28 protein-coding genes and 3 tRNA genes are annotated in these 21,372 nt (G+C 70.4%); 24 read left to right on the plus strand and 7 right to left on the minus strand.

Annotated elements, in window-relative coordinates; genetic code table 11:
• Positions 1–136: 136 nt before the first annotated feature.
• Positions 137–1,627 (minus strand): FGGY family carbohydrate kinase, encoded by a 1,491-nt coding sequence (locus tag CCN51_RS31065; RefSeq protein WP_043487670.1) that lies wholly within the window; start codon positions 1,625–1,627, stop codon positions 137–139.
• A 27-nt stretch (positions 1,628–1,654) separates the two neighbouring features.
• Positions 1,655–1,924, minus strand: coding sequence for a hypothetical protein (locus CCN51_RS31070; RefSeq protein ID WP_014179930.1), 270 nt, complete (start codon positions 1,922–1,924; stop codon positions 1,655–1,657).
• A 210-nt stretch (positions 1,925–2,134) separates the two neighbouring features.
• Here CCN51_RS31070 and CCN51_RS31075 point away from each other — a divergent pair.
• The 4 genes from CCN51_RS31075 to CCN51_RS31090 all read left to right on the plus strand — a co-directional run bounded on the left by CCN51_RS31075 (position 2,135) and on the right by CCN51_RS31090 (position 3,957).
• Positions 2,135–2,207 (plus strand) — tRNA-Asn (locus CCN51_RS31075).
• A gap of 5 nt (positions 2,208–2,212) precedes the next feature.
• Positions 2,213–2,285: transfer RNA gene (locus CCN51_RS31080), tRNA-Asn, on the plus strand.
• 203 nt (positions 2,286–2,488) lie between these two features.
• Positions 2,489–2,562, plus strand: a tRNA-Ile gene (locus CCN51_RS31085).
• 342 nt (positions 2,563–2,904) lie between these two features.
• Positions 2,905–3,957: a hypothetical protein gene (locus tag CCN51_RS31090; RefSeq protein WP_143675931.1), complete on the plus strand. Its 1,053-nt coding sequence runs from the start codon at positions 2,905–2,907 to the stop codon at positions 3,955–3,957.
• A gap of 1,020 nt (positions 3,958–4,977) precedes the next feature.
• On the opposite strand, the gene CCN51_RS31095 is transcribed toward CCN51_RS31090, so the two are convergent.
• Entirely contained in the window at positions 4,978–5,442 is a 465-nt protein-coding gene (locus tag CCN51_RS31095; protein ID WP_086860313.1) for a helix-turn-helix transcriptional regulator, read from the minus strand.
• Positions 5,443–5,640: 198 nt separating this feature from the next.
• On the opposite strand from CCN51_RS31095, the gene CCN51_RS31100 reads away from it, so the two are divergent.
• The 15 genes from CCN51_RS31100 to CCN51_RS31175 all read left to right on the plus strand — a co-directional run bounded on the left by CCN51_RS31100 (position 5,641) and on the right by CCN51_RS31175 (position 15,247).
• Positions 5,641–5,937 carry a helix-turn-helix domain-containing protein gene (locus CCN51_RS31100; RefSeq protein ID WP_086860315.1) on the plus strand — a complete coding sequence of 99 codons (297 nt, stop codon included), beginning with the start codon at positions 5,641–5,643 and terminating at the stop codon, positions 5,935–5,937.
• A gap of 286 nt (positions 5,938–6,223) precedes the next feature.
• Positions 6,224–6,457 (plus strand): hypothetical protein, encoded by a 234-nt coding sequence (locus CCN51_RS31105; protein ID WP_086860317.1) that lies wholly within the window; start codon positions 6,224–6,226, stop codon positions 6,455–6,457.
• Positions 6,454–7,140 carry a hypothetical protein gene (locus CCN51_RS31110; RefSeq protein WP_086860319.1) on the plus strand — a complete coding sequence of 229 codons (687 nt, stop codon included), beginning with the start codon at positions 6,454–6,456 and terminating at the stop codon, positions 7,138–7,140. The genes CCN51_RS31105 and CCN51_RS31110 overlap by 4 nt, the downstream gene beginning before the upstream one ends.
• Before the next feature lie 66 nt (positions 7,141–7,206).
• The gene (locus CCN51_RS31115) at positions 7,207–7,440 is read left to right on the plus strand and encodes a hypothetical protein (protein WP_211303270.1); all 234 of its coding nucleotides are present in this window, start codon (positions 7,207–7,209) and stop codon (positions 7,438–7,440) included.
• A complete protein-coding gene (locus tag CCN51_RS31120) occupies positions 7,437–8,501 on the plus strand; it encodes a YqaJ viral recombinase family nuclease (RefSeq protein ID WP_086860323.1) in 1,065 nt (354 codons plus the stop codon). The genes CCN51_RS31115 and CCN51_RS31120 overlap by 4 nt, the downstream gene beginning before the upstream one ends.
• A gap of 72 nt (positions 8,502–8,573) precedes the next feature.
• Positions 8,574–9,512, plus strand: a complete 939-nt coding sequence (locus CCN51_RS31125) for a RecT family recombinase (protein WP_245881711.1) — start codon at positions 8,574–8,576, stop codon at positions 9,510–9,512.
• Positions 9,509–10,237, plus strand: a complete 729-nt coding sequence (locus CCN51_RS31130) for an exonuclease domain-containing protein (protein ID WP_086860327.1) — start codon at positions 9,509–9,511, stop codon at positions 10,235–10,237. The genes CCN51_RS31125 and CCN51_RS31130 overlap by 4 nt, the downstream gene beginning before the upstream one ends.
• Positions 10,234–10,551 carry a hypothetical protein gene (locus CCN51_RS31135; protein WP_086860329.1) on the plus strand — a complete coding sequence of 106 codons (318 nt, stop codon included), beginning with the start codon at positions 10,234–10,236 and terminating at the stop codon, positions 10,549–10,551. The genes CCN51_RS31130 and CCN51_RS31135 overlap by 4 nt, the downstream gene beginning before the upstream one ends.
• Complete coding sequence (locus CCN51_RS31140) at positions 10,548–11,279, plus strand: hypothetical protein (protein WP_086860331.1); 732 nt, start codon at positions 10,548–10,550, stop codon at positions 11,277–11,279. The genes CCN51_RS31135 and CCN51_RS31140 overlap by 4 nt, the downstream gene beginning before the upstream one ends.
• A complete protein-coding gene (locus CCN51_RS31145) occupies positions 11,276–11,881 on the plus strand; it encodes a hypothetical protein (RefSeq protein ID WP_086860333.1) in 606 nt (201 codons plus the stop codon). Before CCN51_RS31140 ends, CCN51_RS31145 begins: the two co-directional genes overlap by 4 nt.
• A complete protein-coding gene (locus CCN51_RS31150; RefSeq protein WP_143675932.1) occupies positions 11,878–12,306 on the plus strand; it encodes a hypothetical protein in 429 nt (142 codons plus the stop codon). Before CCN51_RS31145 ends, CCN51_RS31150 begins: the two co-directional genes overlap by 4 nt.
• The gene (locus CCN51_RS31155) at positions 12,303–12,545 is read left to right on the plus strand and encodes a helix-turn-helix domain-containing protein (RefSeq protein ID WP_086860337.1); all 243 of its coding nucleotides are present in this window, start codon (positions 12,303–12,305) and stop codon (positions 12,543–12,545) included. Before CCN51_RS31150 ends, CCN51_RS31155 begins: the two co-directional genes overlap by 4 nt.
• A 297-nt stretch (positions 12,546–12,842) precedes the next feature.
• Positions 12,843–13,184, plus strand: a complete 342-nt coding sequence (locus CCN51_RS31160) for a WhiB family transcriptional regulator (protein WP_086860339.1) — start codon at positions 12,843–12,845, stop codon at positions 13,182–13,184.
• A 313-nt stretch (positions 13,185–13,497) separates the two neighbouring features.
• A complete protein-coding gene (locus tag CCN51_RS58070) occupies positions 13,498–14,040 on the plus strand; it encodes a hypothetical protein (RefSeq protein ID WP_245881712.1) in 543 nt (180 codons plus the stop codon).
• Between the two features lie 151 nt (positions 14,041–14,191).
• The gene (locus CCN51_RS31175) at positions 14,192–15,247 is read left to right on the plus strand and encodes a helix-turn-helix domain-containing protein (protein ID WP_086860343.1); all 1,056 of its coding nucleotides are present in this window, start codon (positions 14,192–14,194) and stop codon (positions 15,245–15,247) included.
• Positions 15,248–15,415: 168 nt separating this feature from the next.
• On the opposite strand, the gene CCN51_RS31180 is transcribed toward CCN51_RS31175, so the two are convergent.
• The 4 genes from CCN51_RS31180 to CCN51_RS31195 all read right to left on the minus strand — a co-directional run bounded on the left by CCN51_RS31180 (position 15,416) and on the right by CCN51_RS31195 (position 17,278).
• A complete protein-coding gene (locus tag CCN51_RS31180; RefSeq protein WP_086860345.1) occupies positions 15,416–15,643 on the minus strand; it encodes a hypothetical protein in 228 nt (75 codons plus the stop codon).
• 102 nt (positions 15,644–15,745) lie between these two features.
• Positions 15,746–15,928 carry a hypothetical protein gene (locus tag CCN51_RS53640; protein ID WP_107426112.1) on the minus strand — a complete coding sequence of 61 codons (183 nt, stop codon included), beginning with the start codon at positions 15,926–15,928 and terminating at the stop codon, positions 15,746–15,748.
• A gap of 240 nt (positions 15,929–16,168) precedes the next feature.
• Entirely contained in the window at positions 16,169–16,471 is a 303-nt protein-coding gene (locus tag CCN51_RS31190) for a hypothetical protein (protein ID WP_245881713.1), read from the minus strand.
• Positions 16,472–16,915: 444 nt separating this feature from the next.
• Positions 16,916–17,278 carry a helix-turn-helix domain-containing protein gene (locus tag CCN51_RS31195; protein WP_086860351.1) on the minus strand — a complete coding sequence of 121 codons (363 nt, stop codon included), beginning with the start codon at positions 17,276–17,278 and terminating at the stop codon, positions 16,916–16,918.
• A gap of 157 nt (positions 17,279–17,435) precedes the next feature.
• Between CCN51_RS31195 and CCN51_RS31200 the strand changes: the two genes are divergently transcribed.
• The 5 genes from CCN51_RS31200 to CCN51_RS31220 all read left to right on the plus strand — a co-directional run.
• Positions 17,436–17,876 (plus strand): hypothetical protein, encoded by a 441-nt coding sequence (locus CCN51_RS31200; RefSeq protein WP_143675933.1) that lies wholly within the window; start codon positions 17,436–17,438, stop codon positions 17,874–17,876.
• Between the two features lie 34 nt (positions 17,877–17,910).
• Positions 17,911–19,143, plus strand: coding sequence for a hypothetical protein (locus CCN51_RS31205; RefSeq protein WP_086860355.1), 1,233 nt, complete (start codon positions 17,911–17,913; stop codon positions 19,141–19,143).
• On the plus strand, positions 19,140–20,150 hold the full coding sequence (locus CCN51_RS31210) for a hypothetical protein (protein ID WP_086860357.1): 1,011 nt from the start codon (positions 19,140–19,142) through the stop codon (positions 20,148–20,150). Before CCN51_RS31205 ends, CCN51_RS31210 begins: the two co-directional genes overlap by 4 nt.
• A gap of 16 nt (positions 20,151–20,166) precedes the next feature.
• Complete coding sequence (locus CCN51_RS31215; RefSeq protein ID WP_143675934.1) at positions 20,167–20,634, plus strand: hypothetical protein; 468 nt, start codon at positions 20,167–20,169, stop codon at positions 20,632–20,634.
• On the plus strand, positions 20,631–21,372 hold a 742-nt coding region (locus tag CCN51_RS31220; protein ID WP_086860362.1), incomplete at its 3' end, for a hypothetical protein. The genes CCN51_RS31215 and CCN51_RS31220, both read left to right, overlap by 4 nt.

Here is a 21,372-nt window from a genome sequence, read left to right on the forward strand (position 1 = left end):
ATCCGGCAGATCGAGTCGAAGACGCTCAACAAGCTGCGGGACCATGCGTTCGCGGACCAGCTCCGCGGCTACCTGGACTGACGGCCGCCTGAACCAACCGCTGCCAGGGCCTACCCCAGCTGCCCCACACCCGGGCTTACCCCAGCTGCCCCACGCCCGGGCCGGCCTCGAACGCCCCCGGGTGGGTCTGCTCGCGCACCGCGACGTACTGCTGCCGCACCGCCTGCCCCACCGCCAGCTCCTCGCCCGCCTCGAAGACCTGGCTCGCGGCCGCCGGCCACAGCGGTGGCTGGTGCGGTGAGAGGGTGCCGTGCGCGGCGCCCAGGGCCCAGGCGGCCTGCCGGGCGGCGCCCAGCGCGGCGTAGTCCGCGGGCTGGGGTACCACGACCTGGGCGCCCAGCAGCGCGGGGGCGATGGCGCGCACCGCGGGCAGGTCCGCCGCGGGCCCCAGCAGGAACACCCGCCGCACCGCGACCCCGCGCCCGCGCAGCACGTCCAGCGCGTCCGCGAGCCCGCACAGCATGCCCTCGAAGGCGGCGCGGGCCAGGTGCTCGGGCTTCATGCTCTCGCGCCGCAGCCCCGTCAGCGTCCCGGCGGTGTGCGGCAGATGCGGGGTGCGCTCGCCCTCGAGGTAGGGCAGCAGGACCAGCCCGTACGAGCCGGGTGTGGACTTGAGCGCGAGCGCGGAGAGCTCTTCCAGGTCGACGCTCAGCAGCTCCGCGGTGCCGCGCAGCGCCCGTACGGCGTTGAGCGTATGGACGACGGGCAGATGCATACCGGTGGCGTCCGCGTATGAGGTGATGGTGCCGGAGGGGTCGACCAGCGCCTCGTGGTGGACGGAGAAGACGGAACCCGAGGCGCCGAGCGAGATCACCGCGTCGCCGATGCCGACGCCGAGGCCGAAGGCCGCCGCCATGGTCTCGCCGGTCCCGGCGGAGATCAGCAGCCCCTCGGGGGTGTGGCCGGCGGCCTCGGCGGGGCCGATGACCTCGGGCAGCCGCACCTGGTGGCCGAGCGCGAGCTCGATGAGGTCGGGGCGCCAGGAGCCGGTCGCGGCGGACCAGTAGCCGGTGTCGGAGGCCGTGCCGCGGTCGGTGGTGCGCCGGGCGGGCCGCCCCAGCAGCTGCCACACCAGCCAGTCGTGCGGCTGCATCAGCTCGGTCACCCGCCGCGCCGCGTCCGGCTCGGTACGGGCCAGCCACCGCAGTTTGGCGACGGCCTGCGTCGCGCTCGGCACGGCGCCGACCGCCTGTGCCCATGCGGCGCGGCCGCCGAGCGAGTCGATGAGGTCGGCGGCCGCGGACTGGGCGCGCTTGTCGTTGCCCACCAGGGCGGGCCGTACGAGCGCCCCGCCCGCGTCCAGCGTGAGCAGCCCGTGCCCCTGCGCCGATACGCCGATGGCCTGGACCCCCTCCAGCAGCTTGCCCCCGGCGGCCTCGCCGAGCGACAGCAGCCAGGACTGGGGGTCCACGTCGTACGGCGAGGCGGGGGCGGCCCCTGGGGGAGTCGCGGCGTCGGCCGCGGGGTGCGGGGCGTAACCCTGCCTGATCACGGCTCCCGTATCCGTATCGCAGACGACGATCCGTGTGCTCTCGGACGAACTGTCCAACCCGGCGACTATCCCCATGGACCCAGATCATGCCACCGCGGAGGGCTAGGTGTTGCTCGTCCCCCAGTCGTCCTCCCCGCCGGCGGACTTCTCCCGCTGCCCGATCCGCTCGCGCAGCGGCTTGGTCTTCTCAAAGGCCCTGGCCGCCGCCTGCCGCCCGCCCAGCGCGGCCGTCTCGGCGGTGTTCCGGACCGCCGGATTCCGTACGAACTGCTGCGCACATGTACGCAGCTGCTCGTACCGCTCGCGGCCGGCCCGCGTACCGAGCACGTATCCGACAGCCAGCCCCGTGATGAACGTCAGCCGGTACCGCATCGACCTGCCCTTCTGGTTGTCCCTCGCATCGGACCCTGGGGTCGTGCAGCGCCTACCCGTCCCGGCCGCAGATCACCCACGGCCGCCGTGGACACCCACGAGGTTACCGATTGGCGGAGCACCCCCCTGCTTGCGCTAATGTATGTGTCGCAGCGAGCGCACGCCGTCCGGGAGCCCCGGATGGGGTCGCGGTCGGTGCACACGGAGCAATCCCCTGTAGCTCAATTGGCAGAGCAGCCGGCTGTTAACCGGCAGGTTACTGGTTCGAGTCCAGTCGGGGGAGCTCGGTCCCCTGTAGCTCAATTGGCAGAGCATTCGGCTGTTAACCGGAGGGTTACTGGTTCGAGTCCAGTCGGGGGAGCAGCGGGAGAGGACCCCACGGGGTCCTTTTTCATTCCCCGCCCCGTTTTGATCCCCCTGCCCGACCGCTCCGGCCTCCGGCCCGTCATGGCCCCCAGTAAGCGGACATGGGGGTACCCATCCCCGGCCCCTCGAAGCAACAGATCGTATGAGCGGCTATGCTGCGGCAGACGGCGCGCGCGGATGTGCGCGACGCGCCGTTACGGGGCGGTAGCTCAGCCGGTTAGAGCAGCGGACTCATAATCCGTCGGCCGTGGGTTCGAGTCCCACCCGCCCCACCGGGCACTACGCGGGCAGAATCCGTTCTACCTGCGGAAACATGGAGGCCCCCGCTCGGGTGGGGGCCTTTCTGCATCCAGCAAGATCGTTAGCTCGGCCAGTGCTCGGACGAAGCGAAATAACCCCACTCTGACAGCCGAACGTGCCGGAGAGGGCTCGCGTGGTGGGGCCCCTTCGCACTGCTCCTCTTACCCGAGCGGCGAGATCGAGGCCCCGGCCCTGGGGATGTCGACTGCTGGACCGGGTGCTCAGCCACCCATCATGCTTTACGGATGTTCCGACGTGCATGGCGAGCGTGGCAGGGCCGGCGAGCCTGGGAGAACCGGGGCGTGGCGGTCCGGATGAACGAGTTCTACGACTCGCTCGTGGCGCAGAAGAGAGCGTCTGTCCAAGACGTCGCCCTCAAGTACGGCCGCACTCTCTATCCCTGCTACGAGAGTCTCCTGAGGGCGAAGGCCGTCTCGACCTCCCCGTACTACGTCGGGCTGTCCTCAGACATGGGGAGCTTCACGCATGTCACCAAGCGGGTGGTCCTGGTGGCGGACACGATGCTGTTGTCCGACCACGGGGTCGGAGCGGTGCACGAACTCGGGGAGGAAGTCCGGACCTATCCGGCGGGAAGCGACACTCGCGGTGGTGCTTCCCAAGGCGGAACCGCAATCCGGAGATGGCGCTACGGGATGGTGACCAGGGATCTTGTCGAGTTGGGTCAGTGGCTCCTGGACGCTGAGCCTCTGCTGCGCAGCGGGCTGGTCTGGTATGGGCCGGTCTTCCAAGAAGGGAGCACGGGAGGGACTTCGGGGTTTGACCTGGATACTAGGCCGGCCGGTCCGCTCCCTTCGTTCAGTGACCGGTCCATCGACTTCGTGGTGGAGCACGGCCGCGCCGTGGATCTGGCGAGGGCGAAGCCTCTCGCCAGCCGGGTGGTCCGGCCGATCCTGGAGATTGATCTCCCCTTCATCAACGGGCTCAGCCTCAGCGACTTCGCACAAGTCACCAGTGAGGAGTTCGACTCCTACAGCCAGTACCGCGACTTCATGCGCTCCCGGCTCCTCGAACTCGACGACGCACTCGAAGCGGTCGACTCCCAGGTAGCTCTGGAACGGGTCGCGCTCTCCATCCGTGACGAGCTGAACGCCGCTACCGCTGAGATGAGCAGCGCGACCCGGTCCCGGGCACTCAACCGCTGCGGCGCGGTACTGGGTACGACGAGCGCCGTCCTTGCCGCAGTCCGTCCCGAGGCCCTCCAAGGTGCGCTCGCTTCCAGTGCGACGATCGCGGCCGGTGCCACCGGCCTGTGGCCGACCATCCAGGCGTTTGCCGACATCAAACCCAAACGCGCGCACGGCAAGTGGCACTACGTATGGGTCCTCGAGAAGAAGGCCGCCCGTTGAGCCCGGCCCGTGGGGTCTGGGGGCGTCCGTACGCCGCCCGGACGGCGCCCGGGACGGGTTAGCGGCACCGGCTCGGGGGCCGGTTGTGCCGGTGGCCGTGGCGCGCGTCGTTGCGGCCGTCGTGCCTGCCGTGGGCGGAGGGCATCCTGCCGTGGTCCGGCGCGGGGTCTGGGCCCGGCGCGGTGTGGCACGGCTTCGGGATGGTCGTCGTGGGGTCCGGACCGGGCGTGGTCCCCGTTGGTATGGGCGCGGTATCGGTAGGCGTCGGGGTGTCCGTTGTGGGGTCCGGACCGGGCGTGGTCCCCGTTGGCGTCGGCGTAGTTGCAGTGGGGGACGCGCCCGGCGTGTTGGGGGACGTGTGCGTCCGGACGGGCGCGGCGGCCGGAGCCCGGCTGGGCGGGCTCGTAGGGGCGCCTGTGGCCGGGTGTGAGGTCGCATCGTCGTTGCTGTACGCGGCTGGGTCCTCGTCGGCCGCCGGGTTCCTGGCATCGTTGTCATCGGAGCGGGCTGGCGCGGTGGCCGACGGTTTGGGAACGTCGCGTGCGGGGGGTGTCCCGGGCGCGGCGGTGAGGACTAATGCGGCGGCGGTTCCGGCGGCTGCGACGGTCACGGCGGTTGCGGCGGCGGTTGCGGCGCGGTGCCGCCGCCATATGGACCGGAACAAGGCGCCCAGGGCTGTAAAGGCAGCCACCGCGCCGCCGCCGATGTAGAGCGCTAGATGGCGCTTCCGGCGGGCCGGTTCGGGAGTGTCCTCGGGCGTCTTGGTGGGGGATGCGCGGTGGGTGAGGGTGGCGATTTTCTGGGCGGTGACCTCCACCCTCAGCTGAGTAATTGCTGCTGTGAGATTTCTTTGCTGGCGGGCGATGAGTGCGAGCGCCAAGACTACGGCCCCTAGGACCCCTGACAGGAAGACGTCGACCACTCTGTCCCCTCTCCCACGCCATCGCCAAAGGCATATGCCATTGGTTTAGGCGTAGATCAGCGTAAAGACCCCTTTCTATGTGTCTGCTGTTACGCCAGTCAACCCGCGTGACGGCGCTGAGTAATCGCCCCGGGTTCGTCGTGTGCCGGCTCGGCGCCGCGTAGCCGCCGCAGGACCTCCTCTTGCGCTTCGGTGGGGAGGTTACGGAGGAGGGTGGCGATGGCCTCCACGTTGGGGTCGTTGGCATAGGGCCCGGTCGGTCGCCCAGCTGTTGCCATGGCGAGTTCCTCGAGGGCTTCGGCTGCGTCGTTGCGGCCTGCGTCGGCGAGCTGCTGAGGGGTGACGCCGACGACCAGTGCCATGCGGGCGAGGGTGTCTGGTGGTGCGTGTACGGCGATCTTCGTGCCGCTGACGCTCTGGTAGCCGGAGATGATTTGCCGCCATCGGGCGTCGCTGATGCCTGCCTGCTTGGCTGCTGCGCGTCCTGAGATACGGGTTCGCTTCAGGGCCGTCTTGATGAGCGCGGCCTCTGGCGGGGGGGTGGGGTTCGTCTTGGATGTCATACCGCGCAGGTTCCCACAACTACGCGCTACATACCACATCGGTCCGGAGTTTGAGCTGATTTCCGATCCATGGGCGCGTAGTAGTGCGGGGGGCGCGCTACGGCGCACCTGGCTCACGAACTGCGCCGAGCTGCGCATCGCTACGCATGCCTTCGCGTAGATATTGAAGTACGCGTATCTACGCGCTAAGTTGAAGTCATGGCTGACCACCAGAGGCGTCCTCGCGGCGCCCCCCTCAACCATGTCCCCGAAGCCGTCACTTTCGCCCGGGAGCGCTCTGGGCTCACCAAGCGGGCCTTGGCCGAGCGTTGCGGATTCAGCGAGCAGTTGCTGAATGACATCGAGTCCGGGCGGCGCAATGCGACCCCCGCGAAACTGCGCATTCTGTCGGCCGAGCTGAACTGCCCGCTCGTAGTCCTTGAGGCACGCCGCGCGGGTGTCCCGGAGCCCGTTGGATCGGGTGTCCCGGAACCCGTGGGGTCGGCGGCAGCGTGACGGCCCGGAACCGTGCTTGCGAAAGCGTGGCGTTCTGCCCCTGCGAACTCCGCCCTATTCAAGCGCGGTTCACGGCCGAACCGGCTGAGCCGCAGAGCACACGGCCTGCCTGGCGGTCGATCACACCGTCACGCGGACGCCGGACACACGCCGCGGCGTAGCGGCAATTTCAGGGGCGATCCGAACCGGGCCGGGTCCGGACCGCCCATCAGGACACCTCTACTTCTAGGAGAGCTCGGTATCCCATGGAAAGCAGTATCCACCACGAGCGCCAGGCGGTCGCCACATGAGCGACACGACCTCATTCGCCGACGTCATCGCGTGCGTCGCTCTCGCTATCACCCTGTACGCCGTCGCGCTGGTGCCGTTCTTCTGGGCGATGCGCCTCGCCGACGCCAAGACCGGCGCGTCCGCCGTCACGTGGGGCCGCGACAGTGCCGCCCTGCTCAACAAGGCCGCCCCGGCCGGTGACCTGTTCACCCCCCACGGCCGCCACCGGAAGACAAGGGAGACGCTGTGACCGGCCCCGAGCACTACCGCAAGGCTGAGCACGCGGCACGCGCCACGGTGCTGCGTGAGGCCGCCGCCGCACTCCGTGAGGCCCGCCGCATGGGGCACCTCTTCCTGGTCAGCGAGGAGGAGTTCCTGGAGCAAATGGCTGACGAGGCCGGGGAGGTCACCCCCGCCGGGGGCGAGATCACCCGCGCCGCTCACGCCTACGGCGAGCCGCACGCCAACAGCGAGACGGCGTTCCGGCAGCTGGCCGTCGCTTCGTGGCCCCTCTGCTCGACGCTCATCATCGACGGGCAGCCGCCGCTGATTGGGGCGTGTGGCGGCGCCGGGATGCGGCGGGCACCGTCGGGAGACGCGCTGATCGTCGAGCTCCAGATGTGGTTCACCGACGCTCCGGCCGCTGGGGAGGCGGGGAAGGTCACCCCTACCGGGGCAGAGGTCGCCCAGCCCGCCGACTTCTTCCAGCCTGGCCGCACCTACGCCCACGGCCAGACCGGATACCGGGCCCCTGAGATGACCACCCTCTTCCGCGTCGAGCACGTCACCCGCCACCCTGACCGCGGTCACCTCCGCGCGATCGGGTGGTCCCGGGCCGGGGAGCCCGGATCGCTGTGGCACGGCGACTTCCGCGACGAGGGCGAGTTCAACGGCTGGACCGAGGTCACCGAGGGCGGTGACACCCGTGCCTAAACAGCCCCCGCGCCAGGCCAGGCCCGACCACGCCGCTGCCAATGACCAGCCGGAAGACGGTGCCCGATGAATCGCATGCAGGACCACGAACGGGTTCTCGGCCAGATGGCGCGGGGCGAGGTCCTCGCCGGTCCGGAGGCCGCCCGCCGGATCGCCGCCCGCCACGAGGCCGCGTACGGCGACGTCTGGAAGCGCCCGGCCCCGGCCGCGCCCGTCAGGTCAGTCGCTGTCGACTCCGTCTGGGCTGACGCCGTCCACTCCCTCACCGATGACGAAACCGCCGGAGGTGTCGCCACATGACCACGATGACCGTGCTGGCCGGGGCCGTTGAGGCCCCGGCCGCCGGTCGGCCCGATGTGCCGACCGCCCGCCTGATCCTCCCCGCCGATGCCTCCGAGGCCGAATGGCACGCCGTGCGCGCCGCCGGGATCGGCGGTTCCGACGTCGCCGCGATTCTCGCATTGGACCCCTACCGCGGCCCGCGCCACGTCTACGAGACCAAGCACGGCCGCGGCGATCAGCGTGATACGCAGCCGATGAAGTGGGGCCGCCGTCTGGAGGCGCTGATAGCCGAGGCGTTCACTGAGGAGACCGGCCTCGACACCGCGGAGACGCCTGGCACCTTCGCGCACGTCGACCGAGCCTGGCAGCTCGCCAACGTTGACCGGTTCGTCCTCGACGACGACGGCGTGGTGGTCGCCCCGCTGGAGTGTAAGAACCGCAGCGAGTACCAGGCCGATGACTGGGAAGAGGGCGTCCCCGACTCCCCGGCGATCCAGGCCCATTGGTACATGGCCACGTGCGGGTGGTCGCACGCGTGGGTGGCCGCGCTGATCGGCGGCAATCGGCTGCGCAAGTACCGCCTGGAGCGGGATGAGGAGCTGATCGGCTACCTCGTCGACCACTGCGGGCGCTGGTATCAGGACCACGTTGTCGACGGCTTCCCGCCGCCGGCCGACGGGCTCAAGGCAACCGCTGACCTGCTGTCGAAGCTGTGGGATGTCAAGCCCGGTGAGGTCGTGGACGTCGACCTCGGCCGGGCGGTGGGGCTGCGCGAGAAGCGCACCGCGCTCAAGGAGCAGGAGAAGGCGGTCGTCGACGAACTGCGCACCGTCGAAAACGAGATGCGGCTCCTGACCGGGGAGGCCGAGGTCGCCCGGGTCGGCTCCAAGTCGGCGTGGACATGGAAGCAGAACGGGACGTTCGCCTCCTCCCGGTTCCGCGAGGAGATGCCGGAGCTGGCCGCTGCCTACACGCGGCGGGTCGACGCCATCGACACCGATCAGCTCGCCGCCGACCACCCGGAGACCTACCGCAAGTACCGGGCCCGCGTGCTGCGCGTCCCGGCGAAGGGACGGTGACGGATGATCCCCTCCACGCTTAGGGACCGCGTTCGCGCCGCCACCGAGGAGCGGTCAGTCCCCAATGGTCCCGTGCGCCACGACCAGGCGGACGAGACGGCCGAGGCCGAGCAGGCCGGCGGACACGAGGACGTTGCTGCGGCCGACGCCGTGATGATGTTCCTGTCTCGGTACGAAGGTCACTTCACCGACGCGCTCCCGTCGCACGTCGACAAGGGCGCGTTCTTCGCCGCTGTCCGGGCGGTGCTGCCGACGCTGACCCGTTGCACCCCGGCGAGCGTCCTGCAAGCCCTCCTCACTTCGGCGCGATTCGGCCTGGTCCCCGACGGCCGCCACGCCGCGATCGTCCGGGACGGCGCGCTCGCGACGTTCGTGCCCATGTATCAGGGCTATGTCGACCTGATGTACCGGTCCGGCCGGGTCGAATCAGTCCACGTCGGGCTGATCTACGAGGGCGACGAGTGGGAGTTCACCCCGACCGCCCCGGCCCCGCTGGACTTCACACACAAGCCCCGCCCGGAGCTGCCGAAGGAGCAGCGCGGCGCGCCGGTCCTGGCGTACGCGTTCGCGTGGCTCAAGGGCGGTTCCCGGTCTCAGGTGGCCCTCCTCAACCGCGAGGAGGCCGAGGAGATCCGCGACGGCTGGAGCAAGGCGTACCAGCGCGCGCAGGAGGCCGGGACGCACGACTCGACCTGGCACACGCACTTTGACCAGATGTGGCAGAAGTCGGCGATCCGCCGCATGTCGAAGCTCGTGCCGACGTCGGCGGAACTCCGCGCGCTGGAAACCGTTGAGGACGCTGGAGAAGCCGGTACCCCGCAGATCCTTCACGCCCCGGACCCCGAGTCCGCCCAACTCGTCGCCGAGGCGGAGCGGGCTCACACGGCTTCGGAGGGATCGCAGGACGGCCCGGCCGCCACGCCGCTGCTGCTTCGCAAGCGCAGCGGGAGGAAGCGGAGCCAGCCGAAGCGCACGACCCGCCGAGACCGGAGGGGGCGGGCTCGCGCATGATCACGTGGCACCGTCGCCCGCTGGTGGGCTTGGACTTCGAGACCACGGGCACCGACCCGGAACGGGACCGCATCGTGACCGGCTGCGTCGTCATCTACGGCGGCGGCCAGCCCACGGAGGCCCGGACGTGGATCGCCGACCCTGGCGTGGCGATCCCGGCCGAGGCCACGGCGGTGCACGGCGTCACGACCGAGGCGGCCCGCACTGCGGGCCGCCCGGCCGCGGCCGTCGTCACCGAGATCACCGCCGCGCTCGTCGCGGCGGTCGGCCAGGGCTGGCCCATCGTCGCCATGAACGCCGCGTACGACCTGACGATGTTGGACCGCGAGGCCCGCCGCCACGGTGTGACCCCGCTGTTCGACCTGGTGACGCCGCACGTCATCGACCCGAAGGTGTTGGACAAGCGCGTCGATCGTTTCCGCCGGGGAGGGCGGACGCTGGCAGACCTGTGCCGCCACTATGTGGTGGCGCTGGACGGCGCGCACTCCGCCGACACCGACGCCATCGCCGCCTGCGCGGTCGTCTGGAAGATCGGCCTCCGTCATCGGTGGCTCACGCGCCTGGCGCTGGAGGCGTTGCACGCCGAGCAGGTCCGGTGGGCGTACGAGCAGCAGTCCGGACTGCGCGACCACTTCGCCCGGACCCCAGGCAAGGAACAACTCGCCGCCACGGTCCGGCTGGAGTGGCCGCTCATCCCGGCCCCGCGGGTTGGTGAGCCGTCATGAACGACCCGGTCGTCATCGGCACCGCAGTGATGGTGTGCGGCGTTGGCCTCACGGTTGCGGCCCGCCTGTGGCCGACCGCCGCTCGAAGCCTTCGCGCGCCGAGCGCTGCGACCGTCCCGGCCACCGGCGACGAGGACCAGGCCCCGGAGCTTCCCCCGGACATCAACCTCGCCGCGCTCCTCGCGGATGGCGATGTCGACGCCACCGACTACGACCACTGCCCGCGCGAGCAGCGCACGCAGCCGCACGCCTTCCGCGTCGACGGCTCCAAGTGCTGCTGGAACTGCGGGCACGAGACCGCAGGTGATCAGTGACCATTGAACCGTTCGGGCCGGATTACGTACGGCCCGCCCAACGAGACTGTCCCAACTGCCGGTGCTGCACGGCGCAGCTGTGCGAACGCGGCCGGACCAGCCTGAGGCAGTGCTTCGGGCTGACCTCGGACGAGCACCGCCAGACCGTCTACCGCTGCCCGTGCTCCTCGCCGGCCACACGCGGCACGCACGCGTGGCGGGCCGAGCGCATCCGGGTAACCCGGTACGCCACCGAGCACCCGCTACCGCCGGACGTGGAGGTCACGCTCCGTGCCCTTGCCGACGGCGGGACTGTTGAGGACACGCAGCCCCTCGCCCGGCTCCGGGCGGCCGGGTTCGCCCTCGAAACCGAGACGGCCGGCCACGTGGTGACCGAGGTGGGCTGTCTGTACCTCGCCGTGCGTGGAGACCATCGGTTCGTCACCCCGGTCGAGGTGCTGGCCGTTGACCTCCAAGCGCGTACTGCCTCGGTCGTCGTGGTCGGCTGGCACATCCAAGAGCCGGTCACAGTCCTGTTGGACCAGCTCACTGCCCACACTGGCCTTGACCCTCAGGAGCTGCCCGGCACGTTCCTGGAAGCCGAAGCCAACTGCCGTGCAGCCACGGCCGACGACGTGGTCCTCACGCGTATCCGCGCCGCCCCGCCGCTGCCCGACGGCTGGATGGACCCGGGGGCGGGGCACGGGGACGGCGCCCCGGCGGACGAGGCCTCGGGCGGTGACGCGTGAACGGGCCGAAGCTGCTGCGTTTCTCGTCGGACCCGGCCGAGGATGTCCCCGGCCGTGAAGGCCCGCGCGTGGTCGGGGTGGACACCAGCCTGACCGCGACCGGCCTCGCGAGCTCCCAGGGCTGGTGCCGGGGCATCGGCTACCAGGACAAGAACAACCCGATCACCAAGCTCTCGTACGGGGCGCGGCTGGTGCAGATGCGGCGCGTCCTCAACGCCGTGGTGACCGGCATCGGCCACCCGGACCTGGCCGTCCTGGAACGGGCCGCCTTGGCGCAGTCCGGCGGTGGCGCCCACGAGCGCGGGTGGTTGTGGTGGCGCGTGTACGAGTACCTGACGGACGTGGGCATTCCCGTCGGGCTCGTGTCCACGAACCAGCGGATCACGTACGCCACGGGCAAGGGGATTGGCGCCAAGACCGTCGTCGTCGACCAGGTCGCTCGCCGGTGGCCGCAGTGGCAGACCGGCGGCAACGACAACGCGTGTGACGCCGTGGTGCTGATGGCGGCTGGCAGGGACTGGCTCGGCAAGCCGATCAGCTTGGTGCCCAAGGCCCACCGCATCGCGGTGGAAAGGGCACTGTGGCCGGAGGTGGCGCCGTGATCACCAAGGAGGAGATCGCCCGCGCCCTGGACAGCGCCGACGTTTCGAATCTCTCCGTCGCCCGTCGTCTGGGTTGTCGCTGGCGCGAGGTCGATGAGGTGCGCCAGGGCCTGAACATCCCCACGTACCAGCGGGGGCGCCGCGCCGCTGCCGCGACGTTGGAGGAGTTGTTCACCGCACAGACGGTCGCCGTTGACGGCGGTCATCTGCATTGGATCGGGGCGACCCACCCGCGCGGTACGCCCGTGCTCAATCTGCGGAATCAGACGACGACCGTCTACCGGTGGGCGTTCCGCGCCGAGCAGGGACGGGAGCCGCAGGGCAAAGTCCAGCCCACGTGCAACTACCCGTTCTGCGTGGCTGGCGGCCACCTCGAGGACAGGGCCATGCGCGAGGAGCGGCGCCGGAAGGAGACCGGCGCGTGATCGAGGCCCCGCCCTTTGCGACGTGGCACCGCGGCCTGGACCTCATCGCCGTTGAACGGGTCGTCCGCGGCGTGCTGCCGCTGCCCGAGCTGACAGAGGGCGAGCAGCGGCACGCCGCGGTGCTGATGACCACTGACATGGAGATGCCCGCGCGGGCGATCGCCGCCCGGCTCGGGGTCTCGGAGCGGACCGTCACCCGGTGGCGCACGGACGCGGGGGTGAGCGATGGAAGCCCTTGACGTGTGGCTGACGGTCTTAGGCATGGCGGCGCCCCTGGTGTTGACCGTGCCGGTGTGGGGCCCGTTGCTGGCCGTTGTGGTCGTGGTCGCCGCGTGGTGGCGACTGCGGCCCACCGGGCGACACCGGGCCCGCCGAGGACCGCTGCGGACGCGTGTCCGCGCTGCTGTCCGGAAATGCGCGGACAACCGGCCGACCACGGCTGGGGGCGAGGTGCTGATCTGCGCGGATCTGTGTCCGGGCATGTCCGCAGACATCGGTCCGGACGCATCCGGATGCACTGCTGGAGGTGGCTGCTAATGCCGTTCTTCCCTCGTAGAGCGCCTGACACGTTGCCCCGCCCCGTTCATTGGGACCGCGGTGCCGCCTGTAGGAAGTCGGGGGACCCGGATGTGTTTTTCCCCGTCGGTGATGCGGGCCTGGTCCGGCTGCTCACTGCGGAGGCCAAGAGCTATTGCCAACGCTGCCCCGTTCGCGACGAGTGCCTCGCGGGGGCGTTGGAGCGCCGCGAGGCCCATGGCGTGTGGGGCGGCTTGGACGAGGCCGAGCGGCGGGCGCTGCTGCGCCGGGCTGCTGGGCGGGGCGCCGCAGCGGCGGAGCAGACGGAGGAGGCGGTCGATGCCTCGGCGCCGGCGTCATGAGCCTCGGCCCAAGCTGCCTGAAAGCGGCGTTCTCGACTGGACATCATCAGCTCACTGGTCCAGGGAGGAACGCCCGTGCCGGTACTGCGGCAAGCTGACGCACTTGCGAGACAGCGCCCGGAAGCCCGCGCACAAGACGTGCGCCGAGGACGCGCTCCGCCGACAGGCCGAGGAGGCCGCCGCCGCGTACGAGTCCGCGCGCCTCGCCTGACACCCCGTCCGCCCACGCCCCGAGACCCGTGCGCGGCACCCCTGGAGCCGCGCTCTCCTCGCCAGGGACGTTGCGCTGATGCCCCGTAGGAGGAGGCGCCAGATGCGTAGAACCACGCGCTGCCCGGACTGCGGCCGTGACCTGCTGTGGACCGTCACCGAAGCTGGCAAGCGGCTTGCTGTCGACCCAGAGCCGAACCCGGAGGGCAACGCTGCGGTGTACCGGGACGGCACGGGCACGGGGCGCTCTCGTAGGCCGTCGGCGGAGCTGCCGCTTGCCGGGCGGGAGCGGCTGCACATGCCGCACGTCGCGACATGCCCGGCCCAGCGCCCGGCGCCAGAACTGCCCCCGGACGTGGTCGACCTCGCCGCGCACCGCCGCCGGACGCCGAACCCCGGGCGGTCGGGGCAAACGGCGAGCTCCGTGCCGGTACTGGGCCGCTGCCTGCTGTGCGGGCACGCCCGGCATGTGAGCGCGCACCGCTCGCGGCGCGACGGACTTCTCCGGATGCTGTGCACCCCCTGCTACTCGACGGCGACTGTCACCGAGGAGACCGGCCACGCTGCCGACTGGCACCAGCCCCGGCCGGGGCCCGCCGACGGCGATCAGTGCGACGGGCTGTTCCCGCCGCAGGACGGGTCGTGACGGGCACGGCACGGCCAGTCGGTCCCGGTCTTGTCGACCGGGGCGCGCTCCCCGCCGCACGCAGCGAGACATCCACCAGCGGCTGACTCCCTCCGCCGCCCGCGGCGCTCGGCAGCTCCACCAGAACGATGCAGAGGAAGAAATAGAGCGCGTGAACACCCAAGACCGCGTGCAGACGGTACGGAACGCGTGGATCAACCGCGTACGTGACGAGGCGCTGCGTGTGAGGCGGACCGAGGTGTCCAAGTGCGTGCACATCGGCATCCTGATCGCCACGTACGCTGACGCCGACGGCAGCAACGCGTTTCCCTCCGGGAAGACCCTCGCCACCATCGCCGGGTGCACGGAGGAGACCGTCACCAGGGCCGTGAAGGTGCTCATGGGAGTCGGGCTCCTCCAGCGCAAGCGGCGGCCGAACCAGTCCTCCATGTACCAGCTGATCGTGCCTCTCGGCGGCGGCCGGCTGGAGTGGGACGCGCACCTCCACCACTACACCGACACCCGGCAGGCCCGCCGTAAGAGGGCGCTCAAAGCGAAGGAGATCGCTGACCTGATGGCGGTCGACGTGGGTGACGTCGAGGTCCGGAAGCCGTTGCAGAACGGGGACCGGAACCCGTTCCCGGCCGGGGTTCCGGAACCCGTTCCCGCCGGGGGTTCCGGGGATTCCGGAACCCGTTCTGGAACGCCCACCGAACCCGTTGCGGAACGGGTTCCGGAACCCGTTCCCGCCGGGGGGGACCATGTCCTCCCTACCTCCGGTAGGGACCCAGAACCTGACCACGATGGGGTTTCTCACCTACCTCAGCCACCGGTGGGCGGGGGTACGCGGGACGACGACGATCAATCCCGCGAACAGGCAGAAGACGGCGATCGGCTGTTCCGCCGGTGCCGTTGCGGCATCCCGCTTGTGCGCACCACTAAGGAGCTCTGCGGCGGATGCGAGCGCGCCGCGGCGGGGGCCCAGGAAGACGATCACACGCCCGTGCAAGGGGCGTTCCTGACGCCGGTGCCATCCGGGACGAGCAAGTCCGCCCCAGGCGCCCCTGGGGCTGCTTCCTGGCCGCGGCAGGATCCGGCCGCACCTTTGCGTGTCTGCGGCTGCGGTCGGGAGCACCACAACCGCGACCCCAAGAGTCGGTGCCCTGACTGCCTGTACGCCGAGCACCTCCCAGGTCCCGGGGCTGCACGGGAGGTGAGCGGTGCGTGAACCGTGCCCCGCCTCCGCACCGCCCGGATGCTTCCGCGGCGCCCCTCGAGGACATCGCTCGCGACGACACCGAGTTCCGTGAGGGGGCGCATACGCGGGGCCCCTGTCGGTTTCGTCGACCCGTTGGGGGTGAACGCGGCCAGTCGTCAAGTCCATCCATACGACTGATCACGACCTGGCGGGCGGCGGCCACATGTCGGGGCCGCCGCCGCGCCACTCGATTAGGGGTGACGTCTCCAGGTCCAGACTCTCCACGTCCTCCAGCCCGGCTCGGCGGAGGAATTCGAGCAGGTCAGCGATCCCATACGCGACGCCGAGGATCACCCCGTCCACGCGCACCCGCCGGCCGCCCGTCGGTGAAGGCGGCTGGACGACCACACGTGGTACCCCGGTCATACCGCCAGCCTGCCGCCGCTGGCATGCGTACGCACCCCCAGGCCGCCCACCTGGAGCACGCCTGTGCGCCCTACCGAGGCGCGCGGCGAGGTCGCGAAGCTCCTACTCGGCGGGGAGTCGGCGCGCCAGATTCCCCGCCAACTCTTCTGCGACGTTAGCCAGCTTGCCGCGCTGCTCGGCCAGATGCCGCAGCAGCGCGACGGCGGCCCGCGCCTCGCCCCGGGTGATGAGCGGCTGTCGCTCGGTCTGGTCCTCCAACTGGGCCCACAGATATGCCTCGTCCACGTGCTGACCAACCGCTGACCGGCCGCCGGGGTCACGCGCCGGATGCCCACCACGGACGACTGCCCGGACACTCCGGAGAGCCCCAGTAACGGCGAAGTCGGATGCACAGGGCCATCCCGGACACCATTCGGACACACTTAGACGCGAACGTTCCGGACGCGGCGGATGACGTTCGGAACGGCCCCTGACTACTCAAGCCCCTGACAGCGCGCCCGGCCAGGGGCTCTACGCACAGGGCCGTCAGGTGCGGTCGACCTGCGAGACTCGCACGCTCTTGATGTCCTTCATGGCGCCGTTCGTGATCTCCGAGTCGAGCGGCGCCGAGTCGCCCTTGTGCGTCTTGCCCGGGCCGAGCTTGTCAGCCGTCACCCCGGTCGCCCCCAGGACATCGCCGTCCTTGTCCAGGAACTCGAACTGAGCGAAGTAGTCTGCCGCCGACTTCCCGTGGTTCGTGATCTCGTAGTGGACCACATACGCCTTCGGCCCCCACACCTCGTGATCCTCGACACCGGCCTTCACGATCCGCACGTCCTTTGACGCCACCGGCGCCTTCGACTTCGCAGGTGTGCCACTCTGGCTCGCCTGCGAAGTCGCGGTGTCGTTCTTCGCCGAGTCGCTGCCCTCTGTGCCGGTACACGCGGTCAGTGCCCCAGCAGCGGCCGCGGCTGCGGCTAACACACTTCCGAATCTGCGCATGACGCCCCCTCCTTCAACTCAGAGGGGCAGACCGTACCGGATCACCACGAGCGACCCGCGCAGAATCAGACAGGAATCGGCCCAGCGGGCCGCGCCCAGCCGCAGGGCAACGATCGATGAACGGCGCACCTCCGAGCCCGGCACTGCGCGAACGCGGCCCGGGGCCGGGCAATTCCACGTGCGCAGGGAAACGGGGGTGTGACGATTGAGCCCGTACTTGAGCCGCGAAGCCCTTGCGAGACCGATAGACGCTACGCGTTGCGCGTGGTGAGCGGCTCGTGCCTCGCCGTGTTATGGCGCGTCGCCGCCGGCTGACTCTTGTGCGTCTCCCTCTCCGCCGTCTGTGTGCTGGTTTCTCCCCTTGCGCGGCCGGTCCTTCCCGGAACCGGTCCAGCCGCGCTCAATGTCTTGGATGGTGGACGGGGAAACGCGAAGCTCGGCCGCCAGTTTCCGGACTGAGACCTTTTTGGCCCGCTGCTTGAGCACGTAGGCGCGGCGGAGATCGCTGAGTCTCTTCACCCGCGGCTGCTGCTCCCGTAGAACCGCGCTGATCGCGCGTGCGCGGGCGCCCTCATCCTCCATCGCTTCGAGGGCGTCCAGAGCGTCGAACACTCTCTGCGCCTCCTCCTCGCTACCTGCCTGTTCCTCGGCCATCCGGCTCCTCGTCCGCCAAGGCCGCTTGCCTGACTGTATGGGGGTCCCATACAGTCAGGCAAGCAACACATGTTGCGCCTACAAGTCGGCCCCCGGTCGGGGCCTTGGAAACGCCGACCGGGGGCCACGCCAGACCTGCCACTACAGGGGCTGACGCATGCCACAGGGTACTGATGCGCGCCCGGATAATCCCCCGGGCGCCACCAACGAACAGACGAGCGCGCCCCATGCGCTCTCGGAGAAAGCCCGGGCAAGGCTGCTGGGGATCGCGGGTGTGCTGCGGGACAGCGACCCGGAGCAGGCGATCACGGACAGCGGGCTGTTCGCTCTGGCGGAGCGGGCGGCAGCAGAGGACCTGGCAGCGATTGCCCGGCAGATCGACCAGAGACAGATGGATGCGATCGCGGAGCACTCCTCAGCGGAAGACCTGACGGAGATCGCTGAGCAGGTTGGGGCGGAAGAACTGGAGGAGATCGCCAAGCAGGCGCCCGCTGCCCCAGATCCGGTTGCTGAGGTTCTTGGACTCCTGCCCCCGGCGGAGCCGGACGAGACACGGGGCTCGTATGGCACGCGGCTCTGGGAGGCGTGGGCCCGATGACCATCCGCCGGATCGACATACGAAGGGCAGACCCATGACCGAGACGCGCGAGCTCACTCAGGGGCAGTGCGTCATCCTGATCGCCGCGGCGGTCCCGATGGTCGGCGCCGGCGGGCTCGGCGCCTGGGGCACATACACGAACGTCGTGACCGAGTTCGGCCGGGCGGCGACCGCGATCGGTGTCGTCGCCGCCGGCGAAGGCGTGACGCTCGTCCTCGCCTTGGTCATGGTCGGGCTGACAATGCTTGGGCAGGCCGCGCCATGGCCCGTGCGCCTCGGGCTGTGGCTCGCGCCGGTCGGCGCCGCGCTCACCGGCGTTACGGTCGCCGACAACCTCAAAGAAGCCGTGGTGTACGGGATCACGCCCATGGCTATGTCCGCCTCGGCCGAGGGGCTCGGGCTGCTCGCCCGTCGGATCGTCGTCTACCGGACCCGTATCGACATCGAGGCGCAGCGCCGCAACGCGCGCATCATGCGACGGATCGCGTTCCAGCGGGCTCGAGCTGAGCGGCACCCGTGGGCATGGGTCCAGCGCTGGTCCGCGCTCGCTGCGTGGCTGCTCCTGCGCCGGGCCGGGGACGGCGACGCCGAACTCGGCGCCGAGCTCATCGATGTCCAGCGGGTGCAGCTCACTGCGGGCGCGAACGCTGCGCTCGTCGACATGCTTGTTTCGGCCTCACCGGCTCATGAGCTCACTGCCGGTGAGCCGGTTGAGCTCGGTGAGCCGGTTGAGCCTGAGCTCGGTGAGCCAGAGTCGAGCGATGAGCCGGACGGGTTCAACGCCACCGTCCGCAGCGCGCTCGCCGTCGCCGCGCCCGAACCGGAGGACGGCCAGGCCGAGCCGTCTGTGCCCGCCACTGAGGCGCCCGAGGCTGATGAGACGGACGCGAGCCCGGCTGAGCCGAACACCGAGCCCGACCGTAAGCCGGACGTCAACGACAACCAGCAGCGCAGCGCGACGGTCGCGCCTGCGGGGCAGGTGTTCGTGCCCCTGACAAACGTGCGGCTCCCGCTCCTCAACCCGCGGAAGACCGGCGAGCCGGGCCCGAGCCCGGCTGAGCCGGACCGCGAGCCGGACCGGGATCGGGCGCCCGTAGCCAGCACCGAGGAGCAGCAGATCACCGAGCTCGCCAAACGGCTCAGGCGCGGCGAGCGGCTCACCAAGACCAACGCCGCACCGATCCTCGGCGTGAGCGAGGCCACTGCTGGCCGACGGCTCGCGAAGGCTCGCAAGCGGATCGGAGAGGGAACGGGGCTGTACCTGTGAACCACGAACCCGATGAGAACGAGACGAAGGTCCGGGCGGCGCTGCGCCGCCTCGGCGTCCGCCCTGCTGGCCACGACGCCGATGACGAGCAGCAGCCTGTGCCTGCCGCCGTGGCGGCCCCGCCCGAGCCCACGTACCCGCCGGCCGCCGCGGTGCTCAGCCCGCGTCCGACCTGGGCGCCCCGCCTGCCCGACTGGCGCATGCCGCGCAAGCCCGACCTGCTCGCCGCCAACACCAGCGAGGAGCCCCCCTCCGCGCCGTCTACAGACCCGGTTGATCCGGTAGAACCGCAGGTAGACAAGGCAGAGACGGAGGACCTGGCAGAAGGGGAAGGGAGGAGTAAGCCCCCCGAGTGGTGGCGGCTGTCTCCCCGGAAGGCGCCCGAGGTGGCCGCCCTGCCTCCAGACGAAGGACGGGACGACGGTCTCGTCGAAGAGCCTGTGCAGCCGCAGCCGGTGGTGCAGGCGCCCCCGGCACCGGCGACGCCCCCCGCGACTGGGGCACGCCGATTGCTGCCCCGCCAGATCCGGGACAGCAAGGCATGGATGTTCCTGCTGTTCAACGGCACCGCCGCCGCGGCAGGTTGGCAGATCGGGCTCAACATGTACCTGAGCCAGTTCCCCCAGAACGCCGTGAGCGCCGCGGGCGGCCTGCTCGCGCTCGCGGGCGCCCTCGCTGCCGGGGCCGCGGCTTGGAAGGTGGTCACGGTCAAGGGCGTCGCCGAGATCGTCCCGTACGGCTTCCTCGGCCAGGCCGGAATCGCCCTCCTCGCCGCCGAGGTCGGCCGCCGCACCGGGGAGCATCTGCTTCCCACTGTGGCCGCCGCGATCCACGCCCACACCGGCCTGGACGCCCAGCAGGTCGCCCTCCTCATCGTGGACGTCGCCCTCTGCGGGGCAACCGGCTTCCTCGTGTGGAAGACCCGCGCCAAGACCCTGCCCGTCCGCTGGTTCTCCCGCATCCCCCTCGCCACGGCCGTCACCGCCTGCGCCCTGCACGCGTCCTGACCTTGAAGGATCCCCTGTGCTCAACTTGCTCATATCTGCTGCGCCCGCTGTCGGGGCCAACGGCATGAGGCTCTTCGCGGTGGGGTTGTCGTCCCTGGCCCTCACCCTGGGGGCAATCCTGATCATGGCCATCCGGCGCAAGTCCGCGCCGGTGAAGAAAGTCCTCGGCGACGCGCGACGGCTCGGAGGCGCGGCCGTCGTCTTCGGCGTCCTATGTGTCATGGCCGGAGGCACGTGGAGGGTCATTGCGGAAGGCGTGCACGACATCTCCGCCTCGACCCTCGCCGATCCCAACGTGGCCGGTGGTGTCACCCCAGCGGGCATTGCCCTGTTCCTGACGGCGGTGACTTTCCTCCCGGAGTGGCAAAAGCTGTTCTGGCCTCTGTTCTTCGGCATCGGTGCCGGTGTCTCGTGGGGCATCGCGGGCGGCTCCTTCGGCATCCTCTACGACCTGATCGGCGCCATGCTGGAGCGGCTGGCATGAGGGGGCTGCTGCGTGAGCTGGCGATCCCCTTCCAGGGGAGCAAGGAGACGTTCCAGCTCTTCCTCACGGGGTCGCGCCTGATCGTGCAGTACGTCGTGGATGCCGTGTTCAAGGGCCTACGGGCGTGGATCGGCCTGTTCCTTGACACCGACGAGAAAGGCCACCGCCGGACCAGCGCGGGCGACTCCTGCGCCATCGGCTTCCTGGCCCTGTTCATCCTGCTCGCAGTCCTCGGCCTCCTCGGCGTGTTGGCCTGGTTCTTCGTGGTCCCGTACGCGGCGCCCTACATGCCCGTGGTCGTGGTTGTCGTAGCGGCCGGGTGGGTGGTCGTGGCGTTCACTGCCGTGTTCGCTGCCACTCCCCGGCTGGAGACACCCACCCCAAATGATCATGAAAAATCTGCGGGGGAGAAGGATCGTGGCGCGGATGCCGTCCGGACTGTGGTCGCGTTCACCGTGGAGGCCGTCGCCATGGCCGAGGGTGAAGGCCTCCAGGGAGTCCACATCGCCGACCTCCTCGACCGGCTCAAGGCCAAGAACTGGGGCTTCCAGGGGTGGGACGTTCCCCGCCTGCGCAAGTGGTGCCAGGCCGCCGGGTTCCCTGTGACCAAGACGAAAGTGGGCACCGCGTCCCCCACCTGGGGCATCCGCGCCGACCAGCTCATTGCGGTCGTGGAGATGCCCCTCCTGGACTACCTCGGCACCCTCGACAGAACCCCCCTTCGAGCCCCCGCCGAGG

This window comes from Streptomyces milbemycinicus, assembly GCF_002154605.1.
In the GTDB taxonomy this organism is placed as follows: Bacteria; Actinomycetota; Actinomycetes; order Streptomycetales; family Streptomycetaceae; genus Streptomyces; species Streptomyces milbemycinicus.

Coding starts and splice junctions, on each gene's coding strand:
- CCN51_RS31115 (WP_211303270.1), top strand. CDS start 7,207: ATGAATCGCATGCAGGACCACGAACGGGTTCTCGGCCAGATGGCGCGG.
- CCN51_RS31200 (WP_143675933.1), top strand. CDS start 17,436: ATGCCACAGGGTACTGATGCGCGCCCGGATAATCCCCCGGGCGCCACC.
- CCN51_RS58070 (WP_245881712.1), top strand. CDS start 13,498: ATGCGTAGAACCACGCGCTGCCCGGACTGCGGCCGTGACCTGCTGTGG.
- CCN51_RS31195 (WP_086860351.1), bottom strand. CDS start 17,278: ATGGCCGAGGAACAGGCAGGTAGCGAGGAGGAGGCGCAGAGAGTGTTC.
- CCN51_RS31090 (WP_143675931.1), top strand. CDS start 2,905: ATGAACGAGTTCTACGACTCGCTCGTGGCGCAGAAGAGAGCGTCTGTC.
- CCN51_RS31065 (WP_043487670.1), bottom strand. CDS start 1,627: ATGGGGATAGTCGCCGGGTTGGACAGTTCGTCCGAGAGCACACGGATC.
- CCN51_RS31120 (WP_086860323.1), top strand. CDS start 7,437: ATGACCACGATGACCGTGCTGGCCGGGGCCGTTGAGGCCCCGGCCGCC.
- CCN51_RS31095 (WP_086860313.1), bottom strand. CDS start 5,442: ATGACATCCAAGACGAACCCCACCCCCCCGCCAGAGGCCGCGCTCATC.
- CCN51_RS31135 (WP_086860329.1), top strand. CDS start 10,234: ATGAACGACCCGGTCGTCATCGGCACCGCAGTGATGGTGTGCGGCGTT.
- CCN51_RS31180 (WP_086860345.1), bottom strand. CDS start 15,643: ATGACCGGGGTACCACGTGTGGTCGTCCAGCCGCCTTCACCGACGGGC.
- CCN51_RS31160 (WP_086860339.1), top strand. CDS start 12,843: ATGCCGTTCTTCCCTCGTAGAGCGCCTGACACGTTGCCCCGCCCCGTT.
- CCN51_RS31100 (WP_086860315.1), top strand. CDS start 5,641: ATGGCTGACCACCAGAGGCGTCCTCGCGGCGCCCCCCTCAACCATGTC.
- CCN51_RS31205 (WP_086860355.1), top strand. CDS start 17,911: ATGACCGAGACGCGCGAGCTCACTCAGGGGCAGTGCGTCATCCTGATC.
- CCN51_RS31070 (WP_014179930.1), bottom strand. CDS start 1,924: ATGCGGTACCGGCTGACGTTCATCACGGGGCTGGCTGTCGGATACGTG.
- CCN51_RS31130 (WP_086860327.1), top strand. CDS start 9,509: ATGATCACGTGGCACCGTCGCCCGCTGGTGGGCTTGGACTTCGAGACC.
- CCN51_RS31105 (WP_086860317.1), top strand. CDS start 6,224: ATGAGCGACACGACCTCATTCGCCGACGTCATCGCGTGCGTCGCTCTC.